General features: G+C 62.4%; 19 protein-coding genes and 1 tRNA gene. 7 read left to right on the forward strand and 13 right to left on the reverse strand.

Translation table 11 applies throughout. The annotated features are described in order from the left end of the window. The first annotated feature begins 195 nt into the window (after positions 1-195). On the forward strand, positions 196-1,659 hold the full coding sequence (locus HWE04_RS18145; protein WP_241813289.1) for an SPFH domain-containing protein: 1,464 nt from the start codon (positions 196-198) through the stop codon (positions 1,657-1,659). 94 nt (positions 1,660-1,753) lie between these two features. Here the strand turns inward: HWE04_RS18145 and HWE04_RS18150 are convergent, their stop codons facing one another. The 6 genes from HWE04_RS18150 to HWE04_RS18175 all read right to left on the reverse strand — a co-directional run bounded on the left by HWE04_RS18150 (position 1,754) and on the right by HWE04_RS18175 (position 7,084). Beyond that, the gene (locus tag HWE04_RS18150; protein WP_006465128.1) at positions 1,754-2,362 is read right to left on the reverse strand and encodes a 50S ribosomal protein L25/general stress protein Ctc; all 609 of its coding nucleotides are present in this window, start codon (positions 2,360-2,362) and stop codon (positions 1,754-1,756) included. 137 nt (positions 2,363-2,499) lie between these two features. After that, on the reverse strand, positions 2,500-3,450 hold the full coding sequence (locus HWE04_RS18155; protein ID WP_006465127.1) for a ribose-phosphate pyrophosphokinase: 951 nt from the start codon (positions 3,448-3,450) through the stop codon (positions 2,500-2,502). 127 nt (positions 3,451-3,577) lie between these two features. After that, a tRNA-Gln gene (locus HWE04_RS18160) sits at positions 3,578-3,654 on the reverse strand. Between the two features lie 70 nt (positions 3,655-3,724). Further along, the gene (ispE, locus tag HWE04_RS18165; RefSeq protein WP_241813290.1) at positions 3,725-4,594 is read right to left on the reverse strand and encodes a 4-(cytidine 5'-diphospho)-2-C-methyl-D-erythritol kinase; all 870 of its coding nucleotides are present in this window, start codon (positions 4,592-4,594) and stop codon (positions 3,725-3,727) included. A 55-nt stretch (positions 4,595-4,649) separates the two neighbouring features. Next, the gene (gene lolB, locus HWE04_RS18170; protein WP_241813291.1) at positions 4,650-5,282 is read right to left on the reverse strand and encodes a lipoprotein insertase outer membrane protein LolB; all 633 of its coding nucleotides are present in this window, start codon (positions 5,280-5,282) and stop codon (positions 4,650-4,652) included. Continuing rightward, a complete protein-coding gene (locus HWE04_RS18175; RefSeq protein ID WP_006465124.1) occupies positions 5,279-7,084 on the reverse strand; it encodes a tetratricopeptide repeat protein in 1,806 nt (601 codons plus the stop codon). Before HWE04_RS18175 ends, lolB begins: the two co-directional genes overlap by 4 nt. 187 nt (positions 7,085-7,271) lie before the next feature. On the opposite strand from HWE04_RS18175, the gene mutM reads away from it, so the two are divergent. Both mutM and mutY read left to right on the forward strand, forming a co-directional pair. Next, positions 7,272-8,093: a bifunctional DNA-formamidopyrimidine glycosylase/DNA-(apurinic or apyrimidinic site) lyase gene (gene mutM, locus HWE04_RS18180; RefSeq protein WP_006465123.1), complete on the forward strand. Its 822-nt coding sequence runs from the start codon at positions 7,272-7,274 to the stop codon at positions 8,091-8,093. Continuing rightward, complete coding sequence (mutY, locus tag HWE04_RS18185) at positions 8,090-9,223, forward strand: A/G-specific adenine glycosylase (protein ID WP_241813292.1); 1,134 nt, start codon at positions 8,090-8,092, stop codon at positions 9,221-9,223. Before mutM ends, mutY begins: the two co-directional genes overlap by 4 nt. A 22-nt stretch (positions 9,224-9,245) precedes the next feature. Here mutY and rapZ read toward each other — a convergent pair whose 3' ends face one another. The 6 genes from rapZ to ilvA all read right to left on the reverse strand — a co-directional run bounded on the left by rapZ (position 9,246) and on the right by ilvA (position 15,400). Then, a complete protein-coding gene (gene rapZ, locus HWE04_RS18190) occupies positions 9,246-10,109 on the reverse strand; it encodes an RNase adapter RapZ (RefSeq protein WP_241813293.1) in 864 nt (287 codons plus the stop codon). 110 nt (positions 10,110-10,219) lie between these two features. Continuing rightward, positions 10,220-11,158 carry an HPr(Ser) kinase/phosphatase gene (hprK, locus tag HWE04_RS18195; protein ID WP_006465120.1) on the reverse strand — a complete coding sequence of 313 codons (939 nt, stop codon included), beginning with the start codon at positions 11,156-11,158 and terminating at the stop codon, positions 10,220-10,222. 56 nt (positions 11,159-11,214) lie between these two features. After that, the gene (locus tag HWE04_RS18200) at positions 11,215-11,688 is read right to left on the reverse strand and encodes a PTS sugar transporter subunit IIA (RefSeq protein ID WP_039876855.1); all 474 of its coding nucleotides are present in this window, start codon (positions 11,686-11,688) and stop codon (positions 11,215-11,217) included. Positions 11,689-11,949: 261 nt separating this feature from the next. After that, the gene (locus HWE04_RS18205) at positions 11,950-12,576 is read right to left on the reverse strand and encodes a hypothetical protein (RefSeq protein ID WP_241813294.1); all 627 of its coding nucleotides are present in this window, start codon (positions 12,574-12,576) and stop codon (positions 11,950-11,952) included. Positions 12,577-12,890: 314 nt separating this feature from the next. Next, a complete protein-coding gene (gene queF / locus HWE04_RS18210; RefSeq protein ID WP_241813295.1) occupies positions 12,891-13,775 on the reverse strand; it encodes an NADPH-dependent 7-cyano-7-deazaguanine reductase QueF in 885 nt (294 codons plus the stop codon). 86 nt (positions 13,776-13,861) lie between these two features. Continuing rightward, complete coding sequence (ilvA, locus tag HWE04_RS18215; protein ID WP_255411916.1) at positions 13,862-15,400, reverse strand: threonine ammonia-lyase, biosynthetic; 1,539 nt, start codon at positions 15,398-15,400, stop codon at positions 13,862-13,864. A 353-nt stretch (positions 15,401-15,753) separates the two neighbouring features. Between ilvA and HWE04_RS18220 the strand changes: the two genes are divergently transcribed. Continuing rightward, positions 15,754-16,245, forward strand: coding sequence for a YqaA family protein (locus tag HWE04_RS18220; RefSeq protein ID WP_006465114.1), 492 nt, complete (start codon positions 15,754-15,756; stop codon positions 16,243-16,245). A 96-nt stretch (positions 16,246-16,341) separates the two neighbouring features. Here the strand turns inward: HWE04_RS18220 and HWE04_RS18225 are convergent, their stop codons facing one another. Beyond that, positions 16,342-16,488, reverse strand: coding sequence for a hypothetical protein (locus tag HWE04_RS18225; protein ID WP_166758461.1), 147 nt, complete (start codon positions 16,486-16,488; stop codon positions 16,342-16,344). A gap of 334 nt (positions 16,489-16,822) precedes the next feature. Here HWE04_RS18225 and HWE04_RS18230 point away from each other — a divergent pair, with 334 nt between their 5' ends. The 3 genes from HWE04_RS18230 (at position 16,823) to HWE04_RS18240 (ending at position 21,852) form a co-directional block, all read left to right on the forward strand. Beyond that, on the forward strand, positions 16,823-20,824 hold the full coding sequence (locus tag HWE04_RS18230; RefSeq protein WP_077235937.1) for a DUF3683 domain-containing protein: 4,002 nt from the start codon (positions 16,823-16,825) through the stop codon (positions 20,822-20,824). A 15-nt stretch (positions 20,825-20,839) separates the two neighbouring features. Then, complete coding sequence (locus tag HWE04_RS18235; RefSeq protein ID WP_241813305.1) at positions 20,840-21,286, forward strand: HIT family protein; 447 nt, start codon at positions 20,840-20,842, stop codon at positions 21,284-21,286. Positions 21,287-21,429: 143 nt separating this feature from the next. Then, positions 21,430-21,852, forward strand: coding sequence for a gamma-butyrobetaine hydroxylase-like domain-containing protein (locus tag HWE04_RS18240; protein WP_006465111.1), 423 nt, complete (start codon positions 21,430-21,432; stop codon positions 21,850-21,852). The last annotated feature ends 22 nt before the right edge of the window (positions 21,853-21,874 follow it).

Genomic DNA, 21,874 nt, shown 5'->3' on the forward strand with positions numbered 1-21,874 from the left:
CGTGGCGGGAGCAGCCCTCTTTTTTCGACCATGGTGCAGGTATTGCAACATGGAAAGCTCCTGTAGGATGAGATCCCCCCGGAAATTGCGCTGCGCCCGGCGTAGTACTGTCGGCAGCAAAAGCACCGCGCGCGCGATGTCTGATCTACGGATTGCCGTTTTACGGCGACCGTTCTTTCATCCACAAGGAGAGGTATGAGCATCTTGCAGTTGAGTCTGATTGCGGCCGTTGTCGCCGCCATGCTGTTGCTGGTATTCGTTATCGCCATCACCCTGCGTCGCGTGGTGCCGACCAACATGGTGCATATCGTCCAGACATCCCATTCAAGTACGCCCTACGGGCGTGGCAAGCCAGCCGGCAATGCCTATTACGCCTGGCCAAGCTGGTTGCCCAAACTGGGTATCACGGTCACCGAATTCCCCGAAAGCATCTTCCAGGTTGCGCTGAATGACTATGAAGCCTATGACAAGGAGCGCTTGCCCTTCGTCATCGATGCGGTGGCCTTCTTTCGTGTAGACAATGCCGAGACGGCGGCCCAGCGCGTCGCCACCTTCGATGCATTGCACACCGACCTCAAGGCCGTGCTGCAGGGTGCCGTGCGGCGCGTGCTGGCTACCAATGCGCTGGAAGACATCATGCAATCCCGAGCCGAGCTGGGTGCCCAGTTCACCATGGAAGTGAAGGAGCAGATCTCGCAGTGGGGTGTGCTGCCTGTGAAGACCATCGAATTCATGGATTTGCGCGACGCTCATGGCAGCACCGTCATCAATAATGTGATGGCCAAGGAAAAGTCACGCATCGAGATGGAAAGTCGGGTCAAGGTCGCTGAGAACCAGCGTCAGGCCGAGCTGGCGGAAATCGATGCCACGCGTACCGTCGAGGTGCAACGCCAGGATGCGGCCCAGCAGGTGGGCCTGCGCACGGCGGAAAAGGAGAAGCAAGTCGGTATCGCCAATGAGCAGGCGCAGCAGGAGATCAAGGCCGCGGCCAAGATGACTACCGAGCGTGACATGGACGTCAAGAAGGTGCAGCAGGTGCGGGGCGCTGAAATCGCCCGGGACGTCGCCGCCGTGCGCGCCGAGCAGGAGAAGCAGGTGGCCGTCGTCAATGCGGACGCGCAGAAACAGGTGCAGGTCATCAATGCGGATGCGCAGAAACAGGCCATCACTACCAAGGCCGAGGGTGATCTGGCGGCGGCGCTCAAGGAAGCCGATGGTATCCGCGCCCGCGGCGAGGCGTCAGCTGCGGCCGAGCAGGCCATGTTGATGGCACCGGTCACCACGCAGATCCAGCTGGCCAAGGAAATCGGTGCCAATGCCGGCTATCAGCAATACCTGATCACCATCAAGCAAGTCGAAGTGGGCCGTGATGTCGGGCTGGAAATGGCGAAGGCCATGCAACACGCCGACCTGAAGGTGATTGCCAATGCGGGTGATATGCAACAGGGCGTGGCCCGGCTGGGGGACCTCTTCACGCCGGCTGGCGGTACCAAGCTTACAGGTATGCTGGCGGCACTGAGCCAGACAGCGGAAGGCAAGCAGCTGCTGGACCAGCTAGCGCCCCTGCTAGCCCAAGGTGCCACCACTGGCGCGCTGGTGGGAGCGGTGACGGGCAATCCGACGGCGGCTGCGGTAGCTGGCGAAGCGGGCCGGAAGTAATCACGATGACGGCGGCGCGCGAGCCCGCGCTGTTAACGAAAAAACCCGCCGAATCAGATTCGGCGGGTTTTTTCTTGCAGCGGAAGAAAGCGGATTACTTGGCTTCTTCGGCGCCGCCAGCAGCAGCTTCACCTTCAGCGGCAACTTGACCGGCCGGCACGGTGGCGGTGGCGATGGTCAGGTTTTCCTGGGTGACGGCGGTCACGCCGTTGGGCAGCTTCAGGTCAGCCAGGTGGATCGATTGGCCGACGTCCAGCTTGGACAGGTCGACTTCGATGAACTCGGGCAGGTTCTTCGGCAGGCAGGTCACGTCCAGTTCAGCAGCCACGTGGCTGATGATGCCGGCGTGCAGCTTGACGGCCGGCGACACTTCAGCGTTCACGAAGTGCAGGGGCACCTTGGTGTGCAGCTTCTGGGAAGCGTCCACGCGTTGGAAGTCAACGTGCAGGACCAGTTGCTTGAACGCGTGGACTTGGAAGTCACGCAGCAGCACTTGTTCGACCTTGCCGTCGATTTCCAGGTCCAGGATGGACGAGTGGAAGGTTTCCTTCTTCAGGGCGTGGTACAGGGCGTTGTGGTCAACGGCGATGTTCAGCGGGGCAGCGGTGCCACCGTAGACGATACCCGGGGTTTGACCCGCGCGACGCAGGCGGCGGCTCGCTCCGGTGCCCTGTTCATTACGCGGAAAGGCGATCACTTTCATGTTGAAGCTCCAATGTTGGCAGGGCTCGTCGTTGAATCATTCAATCGACGGTTGCCCCGCAAGTTAAATATTCCCCGCGACCAGGGAATATGAAAAAACCTCGCCACGGAAAACCGCAGCGAGGCGAATGCAAAATCTTATTCAGCGAACAGCGACATCACCGAGTCACCCTTGGTGATGCGCTTGAAGGTCTCGGCCAGCAGGTCGGCACAGGTCAGTTGGCGTACCTTGGCGCAGCCACGTGCAGCCGGCGACAGCGGGATGGTGTCGGTCACCACCAGTTCGTCCAGGGGCGAATTGGCGATGCGGTCGATGGCCGGACCCGACAGCACCGGGTGGGTACAGTAGGCCACGACCTTCTTGGCGCCACGTTCCTTCAACACTTCGGCAGCCTTGGTCAGGGTGCCGGCGGTGTCGACCATGTCATCCATGATGACGCAGTTGCGGCCTTCGACTTCACCGATGATGTTCATCACTTCGGAGACGTTGGCCTTGGGACGACGCTTGTCGATGATGGCCAGGTCGCAGTTCAGGCGCTTGGCCAGCGCGCGGGCGCGCACCACGCCGCCGACGTCGGGCGAGACCACCAGCAGGTCGTCGTAGTTCTTGTTGACCAGGTCACCCAGCAGGATGGGCGAGGCGTAGATGTTGTCCACCGGGATGTCGAAGAAGCCCTGGATCTGGTCTGCGTGCAGATCCATGATCAGGACGCGTTCGACGCCGGCTTCCTGCAGCATGTTGGCCACGACCTTGGCCGAGATGGCCACCCGTGCCGAACGCGGGCGGCGATCCTGGCGGGCATAACCGAAGTAGGGGATGGCGGCAGTGATGCGACCGGCCGAAGCGCGCTTCAGAGCGTCGACCATGATCATGATTTCCATCAGGTTGTCATTGGTCGGTGCGCAGGTGGACTGCAGCACGAAGACGTCCTTGCCGCGAACGTTTTCATTGATCTCGACCATGACTTCGCCGTCGGAGAACTTGGAAACATTGGCCTTGCCCAGCGGGATACCGAGTTTCTCAGCGACGCCGCGCGCCAGTTCGGGGTTGGCGTTGCCCGTAAAAACCATCAGGTTCTCAAGTGCCATGTGGGTATCCCTGAATGCAATCGTTAAAAAGTCGAAAAGCCGACAATGCTTGACTTGATCGGTCTCACATTGACGGCTTATTTTTCTGACTGGACCCGGGCCTGTACTGCGGCCTGTCCGAATTAAATGGCAGGGGAACAAGGATTCGAACCTTGGAATGCCGGAATCAAAATCCGGTGCCTTAACCAGCTTGGCGATTCCCCTACGCAACTTGCTGCTCGCCGTGTCGCGCGCTCTATGCCAGGCGCTGCGCTCACGTCAAACCAATTCTTCTTTACGACTGCACTAAATGGGCGAGAGGATGTTCCTGCATCGCTTTGGCTTTCCAGCCGATCCAGCGCGAAGGCAATTGCTTGAGCACTTCGTCTGCCTGATGTTCGTGTTCGAATGCACAAAACACACAGGCGCCAGATCCGGTCATTCTTGCGCTCCCGAACCTGCTCAGCCATTCGACTGCCGCCGCAACTTCGGGGAAATGCGCAGTTGCCACCATTTCCAGATCGTTCTTCCCGAAGCTGGAAGCGATTTGTTTCGTCGCATCAGGAAAGTCCGTTATTCTGACGGGTTCGGTATCCCTTGTCAACAACTTTGAAGAAAATATTAAAGAAGTTGGAACAGATACGCCTGGTTCGATGACCACGAACCAGCAATCCGAGGTGCGCAGTGCCGCCAGCTCTTCACCCACGCCTTCTGCGAATGCATTGCGGCCAAACAGGAAGAAGGGAACGTCGGCGCCCAGTTTCAGGCCCATCTCCATCAGAGAGGCGCGATTGTAGCCGCAATTCCACAGGTGATTCAAGACCATCAGCGTGGTCGCCGCGTCGGATGAACCACCGCCCACGCCACCTCCCATCGGCAGGATCTTGTGCACGGTGATGTCGGCGCCCAGGTGGGGCTTGCCGCTGGCCTCGCGCAGCAGGTGCGCCGCGCGGATCACCAGATCGGACTCGGCCGGCACGCCCGCCACCTCATTGGTCCTGACGATGCGGCCGTCGTCGCGCAGGGCGAAGTCCAGCGTATCGCACCGGTCGATCAACTGGAAGGCCGATTGCAGCAGGTGATAGCCATCCGGACGGCGGCCGGTCACGTGCAGGAACAGATTGAGCTTGGCCGGTGCCGGGCAGGCGGTGAGCGTGGTGGTCATGCGTGTTGCGTGGTCGGGTGAGTGCAAGTGAAGACGGGTGGTCTCAGGGCAGCGTTCAGGGCTTTTTCCAGCCATCGATGGCGATGCGGATGGCGACCTTGCCGGCCTGGGCGGTGCTGCGGGTCATGTCGATGCGCTTGGGGCGGGCCTGGCCGCTGGCGGCATCGGTCTCCCAGTTGGCGTAGGTGATGCGCCACCCATCGCGCGTGTCGAAGCTGGCTGCTTCCGTGCCGGCGCGGGCGGTGAAGGGCTTGCCGCTGGCATCGGTGCCGCTGCCTTGCAGCCATTGGCGCATGCCCGACACCGGCAGCGGCCATCCCAGCGATTGCGCGGCCAGTTCATCCACATCGGGCGCCACCTGCGGTGCGCGCCCGGATTGCGCCAGGGTGGCGATGCCGGGCTTGACGTTGATGGTGGCGACCGTCTGGCCCAGGGGCGAGAACATGTCCAGGTTCAGTTCCTGCGGGGTCTGCTTCCAGAAGAAGCTGCCGTGCAGAGACTGCGGGCGCTGGTCCTGCTCGTACTGGACCGAGATGCGGCCATCGATCTCGATGCTGGACTGGTAGGCCGGCGCGCTGGCGTTGGGCGCCACGCTGTCCTGCGGTACCGTGGCACAGCCGGCCAGCAGGATGGCAAGACAGAAAGGTACCGCCTTCAGGAAGCCATGATAGGAACGCAAGCGACTCATAACTTCACATTGAGCCGCGCCAGCGTGCTTTTCAGGACTTCATTGTTGGGTTCCTTCAGCGCAGCCTCACGCCATACCTTGCGCGCCTCATCCTGCTTGCCGTTGGTCCAGAGCACTTCGCCCAGGTGGACACCGATCTCGACATCCGGACGCAGTCCATAGGCGCGACGCATCTGGGTTTCTGCTTGTTCTGCGCGACCCATGCGGAACAGCACCCAGCCCAGGCTATCGGCGATGAAGGCATCTTCCGGGGCCAGGTCGGCGGCCTTCTGGATCAGCTCCAGCGCTTCCGGCAGGCGCACATTGCGATCGGCCAGCGAATAGCCCAGCGCGTTGTAGGCATGCTGGTTGCCGGGGGCCAGTTGCATCACGCGACGCAGGGACTTTTCCATCTCGTCGTACTTGCCCAGCTTTTCCAGGACCATGGAATAGTCGTAGAGCAGGTCGGTATTGTTGGGGAAGCGTTCCAGACCGCCCTTGAGCACATCGGCGGCTTCCTGGTTGCGGTTGGCGTCGCGCAGCAGGCTCGATTCGGCCAGCAGCAGTTGCAGTTGCTCACCATCATTGGCCGATTCGGACTGGGCCTGTTCCAGCGCCTTGCGGGCACCTTCGATGTCGGCCTTGCGTGCCAGCAGCTGGGCGCGGCGGACCTGGATGTTGACGTAGCCTTCGCTACCCGGTTCAGCCTGGTCCAGATAGCGCAGCGCCGAATCCAGATCGCGCCGTTCCTCGGCGATGCGCGAGAGCAGCAGGAGCGCCTGGCTGGGGTCGCGATCATCTTCAGGCTGGGCCGAGAGCACCTGCAGGTAGCGCTGCAGATAGTATTCGGCGTCCTTCAACTGGTCGGTCTGGGCCGACAGCACGCCCAGTGCGAAGAGGGTGGTGGCGTCTTCGCCGTCTTCCTTCAACAGCGTCTCGAACTGGCTGCGGGCCTGCTTGTAATCCTTCTGTTCCACCAGGCTGCGGGCGTAGGCCACGCGCACTTCGCGCGCATCGGGATACTTGCGCAGGAAGTCGGTCACCAGCTTGGTGGCGTCCTTGTTGTCGGAGGCCACCTGGGCGGCGGTCAGCACGGCCAGTTCGGAGTCCGGCTTGATCTTCAGGGCCGCGCGCGCCTCGCGCTGGGCCTGGGCGCCGTCGCCGATGCTGAAGGCGCCCTGGGCCAGGGCCAGGTGGGTTTCCATCAGGTCGCCATAGGGCTTGGTGATGTTCTGCAGGATGGTGAAGCTGGCCTGCTTGTCCTTGGCCCGCGAGAGCAGGCGCTGGATCTGCAGGATCATCGGGCCACGCGCCTGGGGCGCGGCATCGGCCAGGCGCTGGGTCAGCAGCGGTTCGATTTCATCGACGCTGTCCGAGAGCATGATCAGGCCCAGGTAGTTCTGCAGGGCTTCATCGGAGTGCGGTGCCAGTTCGGTCCACAGGCGCACTGCCACCAGTGCTTCGCCCGCCTGGCGCGCCGCTACCGCCATCTCGGCAGCACGCTTGGCCAGGCGCGGGTCGCGTGTCTGCTGCGCGGCCGCCAGCATGGTCACGTAGGCCGACTGCCATTGACCACGCTGGAAGGCGATCTCGGCTGTCAGCACTTTGTAAAGGATGTCCTCGCTCAGCTCCAGCGCAGGCAGGGTGTCTTCCTGCGGCTGGACCTTGGCCTTGGGGGCTTTCTTGCGATTGGCGGCCGACTTGGCCGACGCGCTCTTCTGGTCCTGGGCCGCCTGGGCATCCGCCTTGTCGCCGGGCTGTTGCAGGCTTGCGCAGGCAGTCAGCAGCAGGGAACTGGTGAGGAGAGCGATGGTTTTTTTCAAGATTTCATCCTGACGATTCGGAGAGTTTCGATTTTACGCGTAACAAACGTGGCTTTGCTGACAGCGCAGTGTAATCCATCTTTGACAAGCTTCCCTGCGCAGGTTGCACCTGCGGCTTCAGGTCTTGTTTTCGGCATCTGCATTATCATATGCAGCTTCACGCCCGTCCTCCCTTATCCGCCAGCCGATGCCAGAATTACCAGAAGTCGAAGTCACCCGTCGCGGGGTCGCGCCCTATCTCGAAGGCCAGACCGTCAGCGGCGTCGTCCTGCGTCACACCGGCCTGCGCTGGCCGTTCCCGACGGGCTTGCAGGGCCTGCTGGCGGGGCGGGTGATCCGGCGTACCGGACGTCGCGGCAAATACCTCCTGATCCATTTCGACCACGGCACCCTGATCGTGCACCTGGGCATGTCCGGTCACCTGCGCATCCTGCCGCCGGGCATCGCGCCGCAAAAGCATGATCATTTCGATCTGGAAGTGGGCGGCCAGGTCATGCGCATGACCGATCCGCGCCGCTTCGGCGCGATTCTCTGGCATGACATCGCCGATGGCGCCGTCGAGGAACACCTGCTGCTGCGCAGCCTGGGGCTGGAGCCGCTGGAAGACAAGTTCAGCGCCCGCGAGCTGTTCAAGCAGACCCGTGGCCGCAGCGCGCCGATCAAGCAGGTATTGCTGGCCGGCGACATCGTGGTGGGGGTGGGCAATATCTACGCGTCCGAGAGCCTGTTCAAGGCGCGCATCAATCCCAGGACGCCGGCCTACAAGATCAGCCTGGCGCGCTACGAGCGCCTGGCCGAGGCCATCCGTGAAACGCTGGCCGCGGCCATCGAGCAGGGCGGCAGCACGCTGCGCGACTTCATTGCCGTCAATGGCCAGTCGGGTTATTTCCAGCAGAGTTACTTCGTCTATAACCGCACCGGCGAGGCCTGCCGCATCTGCGCCACGCCGATCCGCCAGATCAAGCAGGGGCAGCGTTCCACTTTTTATTGCGTGAGTTGCCAGAAATGAAGGGTATTGTCGAATCACGGGGCAAGGCTGCTGCCGGTGATATGTCGGAATATGAAGATTCCTCCTTCTCGGCTCAGGTGATCGCGTGGCAGAAACAGCACGGTCGCCACAAGCTGCCCTGGCAGAACACCCGCGACGCCTATCGCGTCTGGCTCTCGGAAATCATGCTGCAGCAGACCCAGGTGGCGGCCGTGATCCCGTATTACCAGCGCTTCCTGGAGCGCTGCCCGGATGTCTTCTCGCTGGCCGCAGCTCCGTCGGAGGATGTGATGGCGCTCTGGAGCGGGCTGGGCTACTACACCCGTGCGCGCAACCTGCACAAGTGCGCGCAGCGCGTGGTGGCCGAATACGGTGGACGCTTTCCGGAGGATCCCGAACTGCTGGCCGACCTGCCCGGCATCGGCCGTTCCACGGCGGCGGCGATTGCGGCCTTTTCCTATGGCCGCCGCGCCGCCATCCTGGATGGCAACGTCAAGCGCGTCTTTGCGCGGGTGTTCGGGGTCGATGGCTATCCGGGCGCCAAGCCGGTCGAAGACAAGCTCTGGTTGCGTGCCGTGGCGCTCCTGCCGCAACAGGATATCGAATCCTATACCCAGGGCCTGATGGACCTCGGCGCCACCCTGTGCGTGCGCGGCAAGCCCGCCTGCGAGCGCTGCCCGCTGGCCGGGCGCTGCGTGGCCCTGGCCCAGGACCGGGTGGCGGAACTGCCGGTGAGCAAGCCCAGGAAGGCGGTTCCTGAAAAGGAAACCGTGATGCTGGTCATCACCCATGGCGAGGATGTCTTGCTGGAACAGCGGCCCGACAGTGGCATCTGGGGCGGCCTGCTGTCGCTGCCGGAGATCGGCGTGGCCGATGCGGCGCGCTTCGATACCGCCGTGCGCACCCTGGTGGCGCCCTACGGCGAGCTGGAAGGCTGCCGCAAGCTGCAGCCGTTCTCGCATGTCTTTACCCACTTCAAGCTGCACGTGGCGCCCTTCCAGGTGGCGCTGAGCAGTCGCAGCCAGGCCATCGCCGAGCGCGGACTGGTCTGGTATCCCGCCCACAGGCTGGCCGATGCGCCGTTGCCGGCGCCGGTCAAGAAGCTGTTGCTGGGCGTGCTGGGGACGCGGGACCTGCTCTCGGTGGTGTAGCCGGCGGCGCCGGCCCGGGCGATCAGTTCAACTGGCGGTGCCGGCTCACCACCTGCTCGGTGGCGCGGAAGTGGCTGGCCAGCAATTCGACCAGATAGACCGAACGGTGCTGACCGCCGGTGCAGCCGATGGCCACGGTGAGGTAGCTGCGGTTGTCATCCTTGAAGGCCGGCAGCCATTTCTCCACGAAGCCACGGATGTCGTTGAACATGTCGGCCACCTCGGGATAGGCCGTCAGGAATTCGATGACCGGTGCATCGCGTCCGGTCAGTGGACGCAATTCGGCATCGTAGTGGGGATTGGGCAGCATGCGCACGTCGAACACCAGATCGGCGTCCAGCGGCAGGCCGTGCTTGAAGCCGAAGGACTCGATCTGCAGCGTCAGCGGCGAGCGTTCCAGGTCCACCAGTTCCTTGATCCAGCGACGCAGCTTGTTGGAGCTCAGCTGCGAGGTATCCATGACCAGGCCGATGTCCTGCATGTCGCCCAGCATTTCCTTTTCCAGCGCAATGCATTCGGTGAGCGTGAGGCGGTCGGCCGGATTGCGGCCGGGCAGCAGCCGGTGCGACAGCGGATGGCTGCGGCGGGTTTCGGAGAAGCGGGTGATGAGCGTATCGTCAGAGGCGGTCAGGAAGAAGACCTTGACGTCATGTCCCTCGGCGCGCAGGGTCTCGATGTCGGTGCGCAGGGTGGCCAGGGAATCGGCGCTGCGCGCATCGGTAGCCACGGCCAGCATGCTGGCGCCTTCCTTGATGCGGGTTTGCACCAGGTCGCACAGCAACGAGGGTGGAAGATTGTCGACGCAGAAATAGCCGGCGTCTTCCAGCACATGGAGTGCCACCGATTTGCCGGAGCCGGAGATGCCGGTGATCAGAACGATTCTCATGGCGGCAATCATAACGCATGGGGCGTCGATTCGTGGGAGGGGATGGCCTTTCCCGAACGGCGGGAAAGGCTTGCTGGCGGGCTGGTGCTGGTGCGTCGTCGTCGCGCTGCCTATTCGCCGTTCATTGCCCGTCGCTGGCGTTCGATGAATTCCTTGAGGGTATCGATGCCGCGCAACTGCAGGATGGTATTGCGCACGGCGGCTTCCAGCAGCACCGCGATGTTGCGGCCGGCCGCCACGGGAATGACCACCTTGCGGATCGGCAGGCCCAGCACTTCTTCATACTGCGCATCCAGCGGCAGGCGTTCGTAGTTTTCTTCCAGCGTGCTGCGGCGGACCAGGTGCACGATGAGCTTCAGGCGCATCTTGCGGCGCACCGCGGTCTCACCGAAGATCGCCTTGATGTCCAGCAGCCCAAGTCCGCGCACTTCGAGCAGGTTCTGCAGCAGCGGCGGGCAGCGCCCCTCGATCATGTTAGGCGCGATGCGGGCGAACTCCACGGCATCGTCAGCCACCAGGCCGTGGCTGCGCGAAATCAGTTCCAGCCCCAGCTCGCTCTTACCCAGGCCGGATTCGCCGGTGATCAGCACACCCACGCCCAGCACGTCCATGAATACGCCATGCATGGTGATCTGCTGCGCCAGTTTCTTGGACAGGTACACCCGCAGGTAGTCGATCACCTGCGCCGCCGGCAGCGGGGTGGAGAACAACGGGATATTCTTTTCGTCGCATACCGCCAGCAGATCGGGCGGCGTCGAGAGACCCTGCGCGATGATGAAAGCCGGCGGTTCGCCGGCCACCAGCTCGGCGGTCTGGTAGGCGCGCGAGGTGTTGGAGAGGCGATTGTAGTATTCGATTTCCTGGTGGCCGAAGACCTGCAGGCGGCCCGGGTGGATCAGGTTCAGGTGGCCCACCTGGTCGGAGGCCGAAACGGCGTCGCCGGAAATGAGGCGTTCGCCGCCGGGGAAGCCGGCAAACCAGCCCAATTGCAGGGATTCACGGTTTTCTTCGTAAAGCTGCTGTATCGACAACGCGGAATAAGTGGGCATGTAGATCCGGTCTGGTCTGCTGGCGGGTGGGCGGCGAGCGGGAGCGGCCGGGCTGATCAGCCGGCCTTCTCCATCGAGGTCTGCCAGGTCACGATGCGTGCATGCACTACGGCAGGGTCGGCTTCGACGGCGAGCTCGTTGCGGAACGCGTCGTCGGAAAACATCTCGGCGATTTCCGAGAGGATTTCCAGGTGCTGTTGCGTCACGTTGTCAGGAATGAGCAGGAAGATCAGCAGCTTGACCGGCTGGCCGTCGGGCGATTCGAAGGGGATCGGTGCAGCCAGCCGCATGAACAGCGCCAGCGGCGCCTTCAGGCCCTTGATACGCCCGTGCGGCACGGCCACGCCGTGACCCAGTCCGGTGGAACCGAGACGCTCACGGGCAAACAGGTTTTCGGAAACGGTGGAGCGGGCGATGCCGCTGTTGTTTTCGAAAGTCAGGCCGGCTTGTTCGAAGGCTCTTTTTTTGCTGGAGACTTCCAGATCCAGAACCACATTTTCTGGAGACAGGATTTTTGCGAGATTAGTCATGACGCTCAAGGAATTGCCACGGGCTGAAGCTTTGAGCAGGATTATAGGCCTCTTTGGACCCGGAGGAACGCTTTGAAAGCGCCGAACAGCAGGTGATTTCGGGCGGATAGAGCAGATTTGCCCCAAGGTACGACTTTTGTAGAGATAGGTGGAAATATTTTTGCCGACCCCAGTGCCGATGAGGGTTGGTGATTTATCCATCACCGCCCCGCTCATCGGTCATCGCATCACCGGCAATGATATCTCGAATGACAAATCGAATTACATCTCGATACGGCCAAAGATCAGCAACACGTCGCCGTTGTTCTTGTTGGAGGACAGGCGTGGCACGTAGGCAAACATGATCTTGCCCTTCTGGGTGCCGATGGAGGCCAGCGGCAACGGTACCGGGAAGGGAACGCTGTGGAAGTAATCCTGCCGGCTCATGAGCATGGCAGTGCCGCCCAGGCCCACTTCCAGGCCGGTCTTGGCAATCGGAAACACCCATTCATAGGCATAACCGGCCATGTATTGCGGATGGCGGTGCGAGTCCTTGATCACGAATCCATACAGGGACTCATCATTGCCGCTTTCGTTGCGCAGGGTCTTGCCGTAGCCCAGGCCCCAGGCGTGTTCATTGAGCTCATCCAGCTTCTGCGGGGTATAGGTGCTGCGGCCGTGGTGGGCCACGCCGGACAGGTAGATGGCGCTGTCGCCCTGGTCCCAGATGTGGGCGGCGTGGTCCTTGGTCTGTTGCCACAGGCTGTACTGGTTGTCTTCGGCGTGGGCCGCCGGCACCAGCGCGAGGGTGGCAGCCGCGACAAACGCGGCGCGACACAGGGTGCGACGGGCAGGGGCAGCGCGAAGTTCAGAAGCGGTCGCAGGCCGCAGTGGGGTGGTGGTTGTCATCGTTATTGTGGACGTAAAGCAGAAGTCCCATGACTCCGGGGCGCGGAGCTGGAACGTGGTAGCACGGGGTTGAAGAAAGATCGGGTGTGCGAAGGCGCTGCCTGATTGGCAAGCTCATGCACATATGAGTGGACAGACATGAAGGAAAAAATATCCCTTCATCTGCATTGTTGTAAAACGGAAAATGTTACCAAACCTTGGTTACGCCGCCTGTCCCTTAAAGGAGGCAAGTGCTTGCGTGGCAAGATCCGGTAACAATTTACTGACGTTGTTTTTACAACTGGCAGCCGATGGGCGGGTCCAGTGGCGCCGCCTTATTGACGGGCGTTACGCAATTGCGAGGGTGGTTTGGCGCTGGAGAAGTTGCTGCGCCAGGGATTGATGTCCAGGCCGCCGCGTCGCGTGTAGCGCGCATAGACGGCCAGCTTCTGCGGTTTGCAGTAGCGCAGGATGTCGCTGAAGATGCGTTCCACGCATTGCTCGTGGAATTCGTTGTGCTCGCGGAATCCGATGATGTATTTCAGCAGCCGTTCCTGGTCGATCGGCGCGCCCACATAGTGGATCTGTACGCTGCCCCAGTCCGGCTGGCTGGTCACCGGGCAATTGGACTTGAGCAGGTGCGAGACCAGGGTTTCCTCGACCAGGGCTTCCTCGTGGTTGGCGCGTAGTTGGCTGCCGTCGGGGTGGGCGCCGCCGCTGGCGGGTTCGATTTCCACATCCAGGCGGTCCAGCGACAGGCCGGCCAGTTCGCCGAACTGCAACTGGCCGAACTGCGACGATTCGGTCAGCATCACCTGCACCCCCGCGCCCGCGGCAGCAGAGAGGTCGGTGCGCAGCTTTTCCACCAGTCGGTCGGCACTTTCCAGGCGCTCCTGGTTGAACGAATTCAGGTACAGCTTGAAGGACTTCGATTCGATGATGTTGGGCGAATCGGCCGGCACCATGAAGGTAGCGATGGCGATCTGCGGCTTGCCGCGCAGGTTCAGCCAGGAGATTTCATAGGCGGTCCAGATATCGACGCCGAAGAAGGGCAGGGTGCCGCTGATCTGCAATTCGGCGCGCTTGGGCGCGCGCGGGATGGGGAACAGCAGGGTCGGATCGTAATGGGTGGGATATTCCGAGCTCTTGCCCAGGGGCGAGCTTTCCGGCGAATGGCCGGTGGTGGCGACGGTCGAGGCGGGCGGGGTGGTGTGGTTCATGGTGAGGCTCCTGCGATGCCAGCCTTGGCTGACGATGACGTTCGGTATTGCCGTGGCCGCGCCCGGGTGGGGCGCGGCCAGCGGTGCTAGCCGAGGAACAGCTTGTACAGCGGGTTCCTGGTTTCGTCCCAGTGACGATAGCCCAGTTGCGCCAGGAAGGCGCGGAACTCCTTCATCTCCTTCTTGGGTACCTGCAAGCCGATCAAGATGCGGCCGACATCACCACCCTGGTTGCGGTAGTGGAACAGGCTGATGTTCCAGCCCGGGTTCATGCTGGAGAGGAATTTCATCAGCGCACCCGGGCGCTCCGGGAATTCGAAGCGATACAGCAGTTCGTCGCTGGCAAGTTCACTTTTGCCGCCAACCAGGTGACGGATGTGGACCTTGGCCAGTTCATCGTGGGTCAGGTCCAGCACGCCGAAGCCGGCCTTCTCGAAGTTGCGGGCGATCTTGCCGGCCTCGTCGGCGGCCGAGACCTGGATGCCGACGAAGACGTGCGCGGCCTTGTCATCGCTGATGCGGTAGTTGAACTCGGTCACGTTGCGCGGGCCGACAGTCTCGCAGAAGCGGCGGAAGCTGCCGCGTTCTTCCGGGATGGTGACGGCAAAGACGGCTTCGCGGGCCTCGCCGGCATCGGCCATCTCGGCCACGAAGCGCAGGCGGTCAAAGTTCATGTTGGCGCCGCAGGCGATGGTGATGAGCGACTCGCCCTTGATCGGCTTCTTGCTGGCACGCGCGCGCTCCACGTAGGCCTTGGCGCCGGCCACGGCCAGTGCACCGGCCGGCTCCACGATGCTGCGGGTGTCCTGGAAGATGTCCTTGATGGCGGTACAGACAGCATCGGTATCGACGATGATGATCTCGTCCACCAGTTCCTTGGCGATGCGGAAGGTTTCTTCACCGACCAGCTTGACGGCCGTACCGTCCGAGAACAGGCCCACGTCCGGCAGGGCCACGCGGCGACCGGCCTTGAGGCTGCGGGCCATGGCGTCGGAGTCGGTGGTCTGCACGCCGATGATCTTGATGTCCGGGCGCACTGCCTTGACGTAGGAGGCCACACCGGCGATCAGGCCGCCACCGCCGATGGCCACGAAGATGGCGTGGATCGGGTCCGGGTGCTGGCGCAGGATTTCCATGCCCACCGTCCCCTGGCCGGCGATCACATACGGATCGTCGAAGGGATGCACGAAGGTCAGCTTCTGCTTCTTTTCCAGCGTCAGCGCGTGTTCATAGGCGTCCGTGAAGGAGTCGCCGAAGAGCACCACTTCGCCGCCCCGCGCCTTGACGGCGTCGATCTTGACCTGCGGGGTGGTGGTGGGCATCACGATCACGGCGCGGCAGCCCAGGCGGGCGGCCGACAGTGCCACGCCCTGGGCGTGGTTGCCGGCGGAGGCGCAGATGACGCCGCGCTTGAGTTGCGCCGGCGTCAGGTGGGCCATCTTGTTGTAGGCGCCGCGCAGCTTGAAGCTGAACACGCTCTGCATGTCTTCGCGCTTGAAGTAAATTCGATTATCAATCCTTTGCGACAGCGTGTTCGCCAGTTCCAGCGGGGTTTCTTGGGCGACGTCATAGACGCGGGCAGTCAGGATTTTTTTCAGATAATCGTTACTCATGTCGGTCTTCAGTGAAGTGAGGTCAGGCGAGCAGCAGCGGGTTCAGGCGCGGTCATATCGCAATCAGGCAAAGGGAAAAAGCGGCTCGGTAAGCCGGTCGGGATTCCTCCTGGGCGCGGAGAGCGGTAGCCGCTCCGGTCCAGGGGAACTGGACATTATAAAGGAGCCCACCGGCGCAGGGCAGGGCACCGGCAAGCCGGGGGAGAAGTTCCGGGTGGGGGTGAATCTTTCTTCAGTTCTTGAATTCAGCCCCGATGGCACCAGCTAGAATGCACGCTGCGCCATTCGACCGGGCTTGATGGATGGCAAGTTTCGCAACACATTCCGCCTGGCCGCGGCCAGCCTTCAATCTACCCCCCGTCTGCATGATCGAATCCGCCGTCCTCTGGCTGCTCAATATCCTCGCTATCCCCACGGTCGGCCTGACGTCGGTCTTCCTGATCAGCTTCATCTCCGCCACCCTGTTGCCACTGGGCTCGGAACCGGCGGTGTTCGCCGTCATCAAGGCCAGTCCGGAGATGTTCTGGCCGGTGATCCTGGTGGCCACGCTGGGCAATACCCTGGGCGGCATCGTCGACTACTGGATGGGCTATGGCGCCAAGCAGGCCTTCGCCAAGGAGCGTTCCTCGCGCTGGTTCCACTGGCTGGAGAGGTTTGGCGCCAAGACCATGCTGCTGGCCTGGCTGCCCGGCATCGGCGACCCCATCTGTACCCTGGCCGGCTGGCTGCGCCTGCCGTTCTGGCCCTCGGTGGTGTACATGGCCATCGGCAAGTTCATCCGCTATGTACTGATGACCTGGCTGCTGTTGAATGTTCCGGACGGCTTCTGGCACAAGCTGGGGAGTTGGCTGGCGTGATCCGGGCCCTGGGTCGATAGGTCAGCGATAACGCAAATGGAAACGGCACCCGAAGGTGCCGTCTGGCTGGCCGGAGCAAGCGCTCACGCGGTCAACTCAGGCACTCAAGGCTGGCAGCAGGCCTTCCACCACGCGGATGGCCAGGAAGGTGGCCGTCACGCCCAGTACCGCCAGGTGGCGTGTCTTGAGCTTCAGGTAAAGGCCGGTGTCACTGAAGGTTGTCGCGGTGTTCATTGTGTTCATGATCTCTTCCTCACGCCTTGCATTGGGCATAGTCGGCCAGGGTAATGGCCAGGTTTTCCAGGAATTCCGTCATCAGTGCTTGCAACATGGGAGCCGCCTCTCTGGTATTGGTTCAGGAATGTTCACCTGAGGTCTGAACGAAGTATAGATTTATTCAATTGATTTGTTGAAATTTATTGTATTTATAAATTCAATTGAGCCTGGCTATTGCTTTTCCTCCGCCAGGCGCCCCTGCAAACGTCGTCCGGTCGCTCCCCAAAACCGGCCCATCCCGTCGCGAGTTTTGCCAATAGGCTAAAATGCTCCTCCGGCAGCAGATTGACCTCATACATAGATGAACGCCCCCGCACAGATCCAGGCCTTGCTTACAGACGCGCCGCACGGCGCCACGCCTCCGCGCTTGCGCGAAATCCCCTACAACTACACCTCCTTCTCAGATCGCGAGATCGTGATCCGGTTGTTGGGCGAAGCGTCCTGGTCCCTGCTGGACGAGCTGCGCGGCAAGCGCCAGACCGGTCGCTCGGCGCGCATGCTATATGAAGTCCTGGGTGATATCTGGGTGGTCCGCCGCAATCCCTACCTGCAGGATGACCTGCTGGACAACCCCAAGCGCCGCGCTGCGCTGATCGAGGCGCTCAACCATCGCTTGAACGAAGTGGACAAGCGCCGCCTGGCCACCGATCTGGCCGAAGCCGGCGACGCCGAAGCCCAGCGCCGCAGCGCCAGCGTGGAAGCCCTGCTGAAGGCGGCCAAGAAGGCCATCGCCGACTTCGCCGAGGAATTCCGTCAGACCTATGATTTGCGCAAGCGCGCCAACAAGGTACTGGGTCGTTATACGGCCAAGGACAACATCAAGTTCGACGGTCTCTCGCGCGTCTCCCACGTCACCGACGCCACCGACTGGCGCGTCGAGTACCCCTTCGTGGTGCTGACCCCGGACACCGAAGACGAGATGGCCGGCCTGGTCAAGGCCTGTATCGAACTGGGCCTGACCATCATCCCGCGTGGCGGCGGCACCGGCTATACCGGCGGCGCCATTCCGCTGACGCCGCTGTCGGCCGTCATCAATACCGAAAAGCTGGAACAGCTGGGCGCGGTGGAGATGGAAATCCTGCCCGGCCTGGACAAGCCCTACGCCACCATCTACTCGGGTGCCGGCGTGGTCACCAAGCGCGTCTCGGATGCGGCTGAAAAGGCCGGTTTCGTCTTCGCGGTGGACCCGACCTCGGCCGAAGCTTCCTGCATCGGCGGCAACGTCGCCATGAATGCCGGCGGCAAGAAGGCCGTGCTGTGGGGTACCGCCCTGGATAACCTGGCCAGCTGGCGCATGGTCGATCCGCAAGGCGACTGGCTGGAAGTGACCCGTCTGGACCACAACCTGGGCAAGATCCACGACGTCGAAGTGGCGCGCTTCAAGCTGGAATGGTCGCACCCCGGCGAAAAGGGCCAGAAGACCGAAGTCTTCAAGACCGAGATCCTGGAAATCTCCGGCAAGAAATTCCGCAAGGAAGGTCTGGGCAAGGACGTCACCGACAAGTTCCTCTCGGGCCTGCCCGGCGTGCAGAAGGAAGGTTGCGACGGCCTGATCACCTCGGCCCGCTGGATCCTGCACAAGATGCCCAAGCAGACCCGCACGGTCTGCCTGGAGTTCTTCGGCCAGGCGCGCGATGCGATTCCCTCGATCGTCGAGATCAAGGATTACCTCGACGCCGAGACCAAGAAGGGCGGCGCCATCCTGGCCGGCCTGGAACACCTGGACGAGCGCTACCTGCGCGCGGTTGGCTATGCTACCAAGTCCAAGCGCGGCGTGCTGCCCAAGATGGTGCTGATCGGCGACATCGTCGGTGACGACGAAAACGCCGTGGCCGCTGCCGCTTCGGAAGTGATCCGCATGGCCAACAACCGCGTGGGTGAGGGCTTTGTCGCCGTCAGCCCGGAAGCGCGCAAGAAATTCTGGCTGGACCGTTCGCGCACCGCCGCCATCGCCAAGCACACCAACGCCTTCAAGATCAACGAAGACGTGGTGATCCCGCTGAACCGCATGGGCGAATACACCGACGGCATCGAGCGCATCAACATCGAACTGTCGATCAAGAACAAGCTGCAACTGCTGGCCGAACTGGACAGCTTCTTCGTCAAGGGCAACCTGCCGCTGGGCAAGAGCGACGACGCCGAGGGTGACGACATCCCCGCCGCCGAAATGCTGGAAGACCGCGTCCACCAGGCTGAAACCCTGCTGGAGCAGACCCACGCACGCTGGTCCTATCTGCTGGCCAACCTGGACAAGCCGCTGACCGAGGCCAAGGCCGAACTGGCTGCACTGGGCCTGGAGAAGATGCTGCCGGTCTTTGAGCAACGCCTGCTCGACCAGCCCGGAGCCGCCGTCTTCCACGTGGTGCAGGACCGCACCGTGCGCATCTCCTGGAAGCAGGAAGTGCGCGCGCAACTGCGCCAGATCTTCTCGGGTGCGGCCTTCAAGCTGATCCTGGAAGAATGCCAGGCCATCCACAAGCGCGTGCTGCGTGGCCGGGTCTTCGTGGCGCTGCACATGCACGCGGGCGATGGCAACGTGCACACCAACATCCCGGTCAATTCCGACCACTACGAAATGCTGCAGGATGCCCACGTCGCCGTGGCCCGCATCATGAAGCTGGCGCGTTCGCTGGATGGCGTCATCTCGGGTGAGCACGGCATCGGCATCACCAAGCTGGAATTCCTGACCGAGGACGAGATCGGCGAGTTCCGTGACTACAAGAAGCGCGTGGATCCGGAAGGTCGCTTCAACAAGGGCAAGCTGCTGGACCTGCCCGGCATGGAAGCCGACCTGCGCAATGCCTATACGCCGTCCTTCGGCCTGATGGGTCACGAATCGCTGATCATGCAGCAGAGCGACATCGGTGCCATTGCCAGCAGCGTCAAGGACTGCCTGCGCTGCGGCAAGTGCAAGCCGGTCTGCTCGACCCACGTACCGCGCGCCAACCTGCTGTACTCACCGCGCAACAAGATCCTGGCGACCTCGCTGCTGGTGGAAGCCTTCCTCTATGAAGAGCAGACCCGTCGCGGGGTCTCCATCAAGCATTGGGAAGAGTTCGAGGACGTGGCCGACCACTGCACGGTCTGCCACAAGTGCGTCACGCCTTGCCCGGTCGATATCGACTTCGGCGATGTCTCGATGAACATGCGCAACCTGCTGCGCAAGATGGGCAAGAAGTCCTTCAATGCCGGCACCAATGCGGCCATGTTCTTCCTGAACGCCACCGACCCGGCCACCATCAACGCCACCCGCAAGGTGATGACGCAGTGGGGCTTCAAGGCGCAGCGCCTGGGCAATGACCTGTTGAAGAAGCTGGCCAAGAAGCAGACCCAGAAACCTGCAGCCACGGTCGGCAAGGCGCCGATCAAGGAGCAGGTGATCCACTTCATCAACAAGAAGATGCCGGGCAACCTGCCCAAGAAGACCGCGCGTGCCTTGCTGGATATCGAGGACGACAAGATCGTCCCCATCATCCGCAATCCCAAGACCACCACGGCCGATACCGAGGCGGTGTTCTACTTCCCCGGCTGCGGCTCGGAGCGCCTGTTCTCGCAGGTCGGCCTGGCCACTCAGGCGATGCTGTGGAACGTGGGCGTGCAGACGGTGCTGCCGCCGGGTTACCTGTGCTGCGGTTATCCGCAACGCGGCACCGGCGACTTCGCCAAGGGCGAGAAGATCATCACCGACAACCGCGTGCTGTTCCATCGCATGGCCAACACCCTGAACTACCTCGACATCAAGACCGTCGTGGTCTCCTGCGGTACCTGCTACGACCAGTTGCAGGGCTATGAATTCGAGAAGATCTTCCCCGGCTGCCGCATCATCGACATCCACGAATACCTGCTGGAAAAGGGCGTCAAGCTGGAAGGCGTGACCGGTACCCGCTACATGTACCACGATCCCTGCCACACCCCGATGAAGCTGCAGGACCCGCTGAAGACGGTCAACTCGCTCATCACCACGGTGGATGCGCAGAAGATCGAGAAGAACGACCGCTGCTGCGGCGAGTCGGGTACCTTCGGCGTGTCGCGTCCGGATGTCTCGACCCAGGTCCGCTTCCGCAAGGAAGAGGAAATGAAGAAGGGCAGCGACAAGGTGCGCGCCGATGGTTTCACCGGCGACGTCAAGATCCTGACCTCCTGCCCGTCCTGCTTCCAGGGCCTGTCGCGCTACAACGAGGATGCCGGCACCACTGCCGACTACATCGTGGTCGAGATGGCGCGTCACCTGCTGGGCGAGAACTGGATGCCGGAATACGTCGAGCGCGCCAACAATGGCGGCATCGAACGCATCCTGGTGTAAGCACGGGAGCCCATGATGAGCCAGACCCCTGCATGCGAACTGTGCGCCGGTGACGGCGGCGAAGTGCTGTGGCGCCATCCGGAGTTCCGGGTGGTGCTGGTCGATGAGCCGGATTACCCCGGTTTCTGCCGCGTGATCTGCAACACCCACGTCAAGGAAATGACCGACCTGGCACCGGCCCAGCGCACGCGCATGGCCAACGCCGTCTGGGCGGTGGAAGCGGCGCAGCGCGAAGTCATGCAACCCGAGAAGGTCAACCTGGCCACGCTGGGCAACATGACCCCGCACGTGCACTGGCATGTGATCCCGCGCTTCCTCGATGATCGTCATTTCCCCAGTCCGGTATGGGCCGAGCCACGCCGGTCGGCCGATGTCGCCAGCCTTGCCGCGCGTCGCGCCTTGCTGCCGCAACTGCGCGAAGCCGTGCGCCGGCAGTTGGATGCGGCGGGTTTGACGGCCTGATTGCGCTGGCTTTGTCGCGCCGGGCGTGATCCATCGCGTCCGGGTGCGGCCGCTGTCACAGATGTCGCGGATGGGTGATGCTGCAAGCCTGCCAGCGTCATTTCTCCTCTCACCGATTTCACACATTTCACAAGGGATAGCCCATGAGCGCCCAGACTTCTCCGGTTCCGGTGTCCTTCAAGGTGCGCAAGCTCTCGCGCGTGGTGGAGGTCGAGTTCGATGATGGCGTGATGTTTTCGCTGCCCTTCGAGCTCATGCGCGTGTATTCCCCCTCGGCCGAAGTACGCGGCCATGGTCCCGGCCAGGAAGTGCTGCAGACCGGCAAGCGCGAGGTCGAGATCAACGGCATCGAACCGGTCGGCAACTACGGCGTCAAACCGCTGTTCTCGGACGGCCATGCCAGCGGTATCTTCACCTGGGATTATCTCTACCAGCTCGGCCGTGACCAGTCCGCAATGTGGGAAACCTATCTGCAGAAACTGGAAGCGGCCGGCTTCACCCGCGAGAGCGGGCGCGACCATCAGGCCGAGGCCGCAGGTGGTCACGGCTGCGGCCACTCGCACTGAACACTGCAAGGCCATGCTGATC

This window comes from Herbaspirillum sp. C7C2 (assembly GCF_022627865.1).
GTDB lineage: Bacteria > Pseudomonadota > Gammaproteobacteria > Burkholderiales > Burkholderiaceae_D > Herbaspirillum > Herbaspirillum frisingense.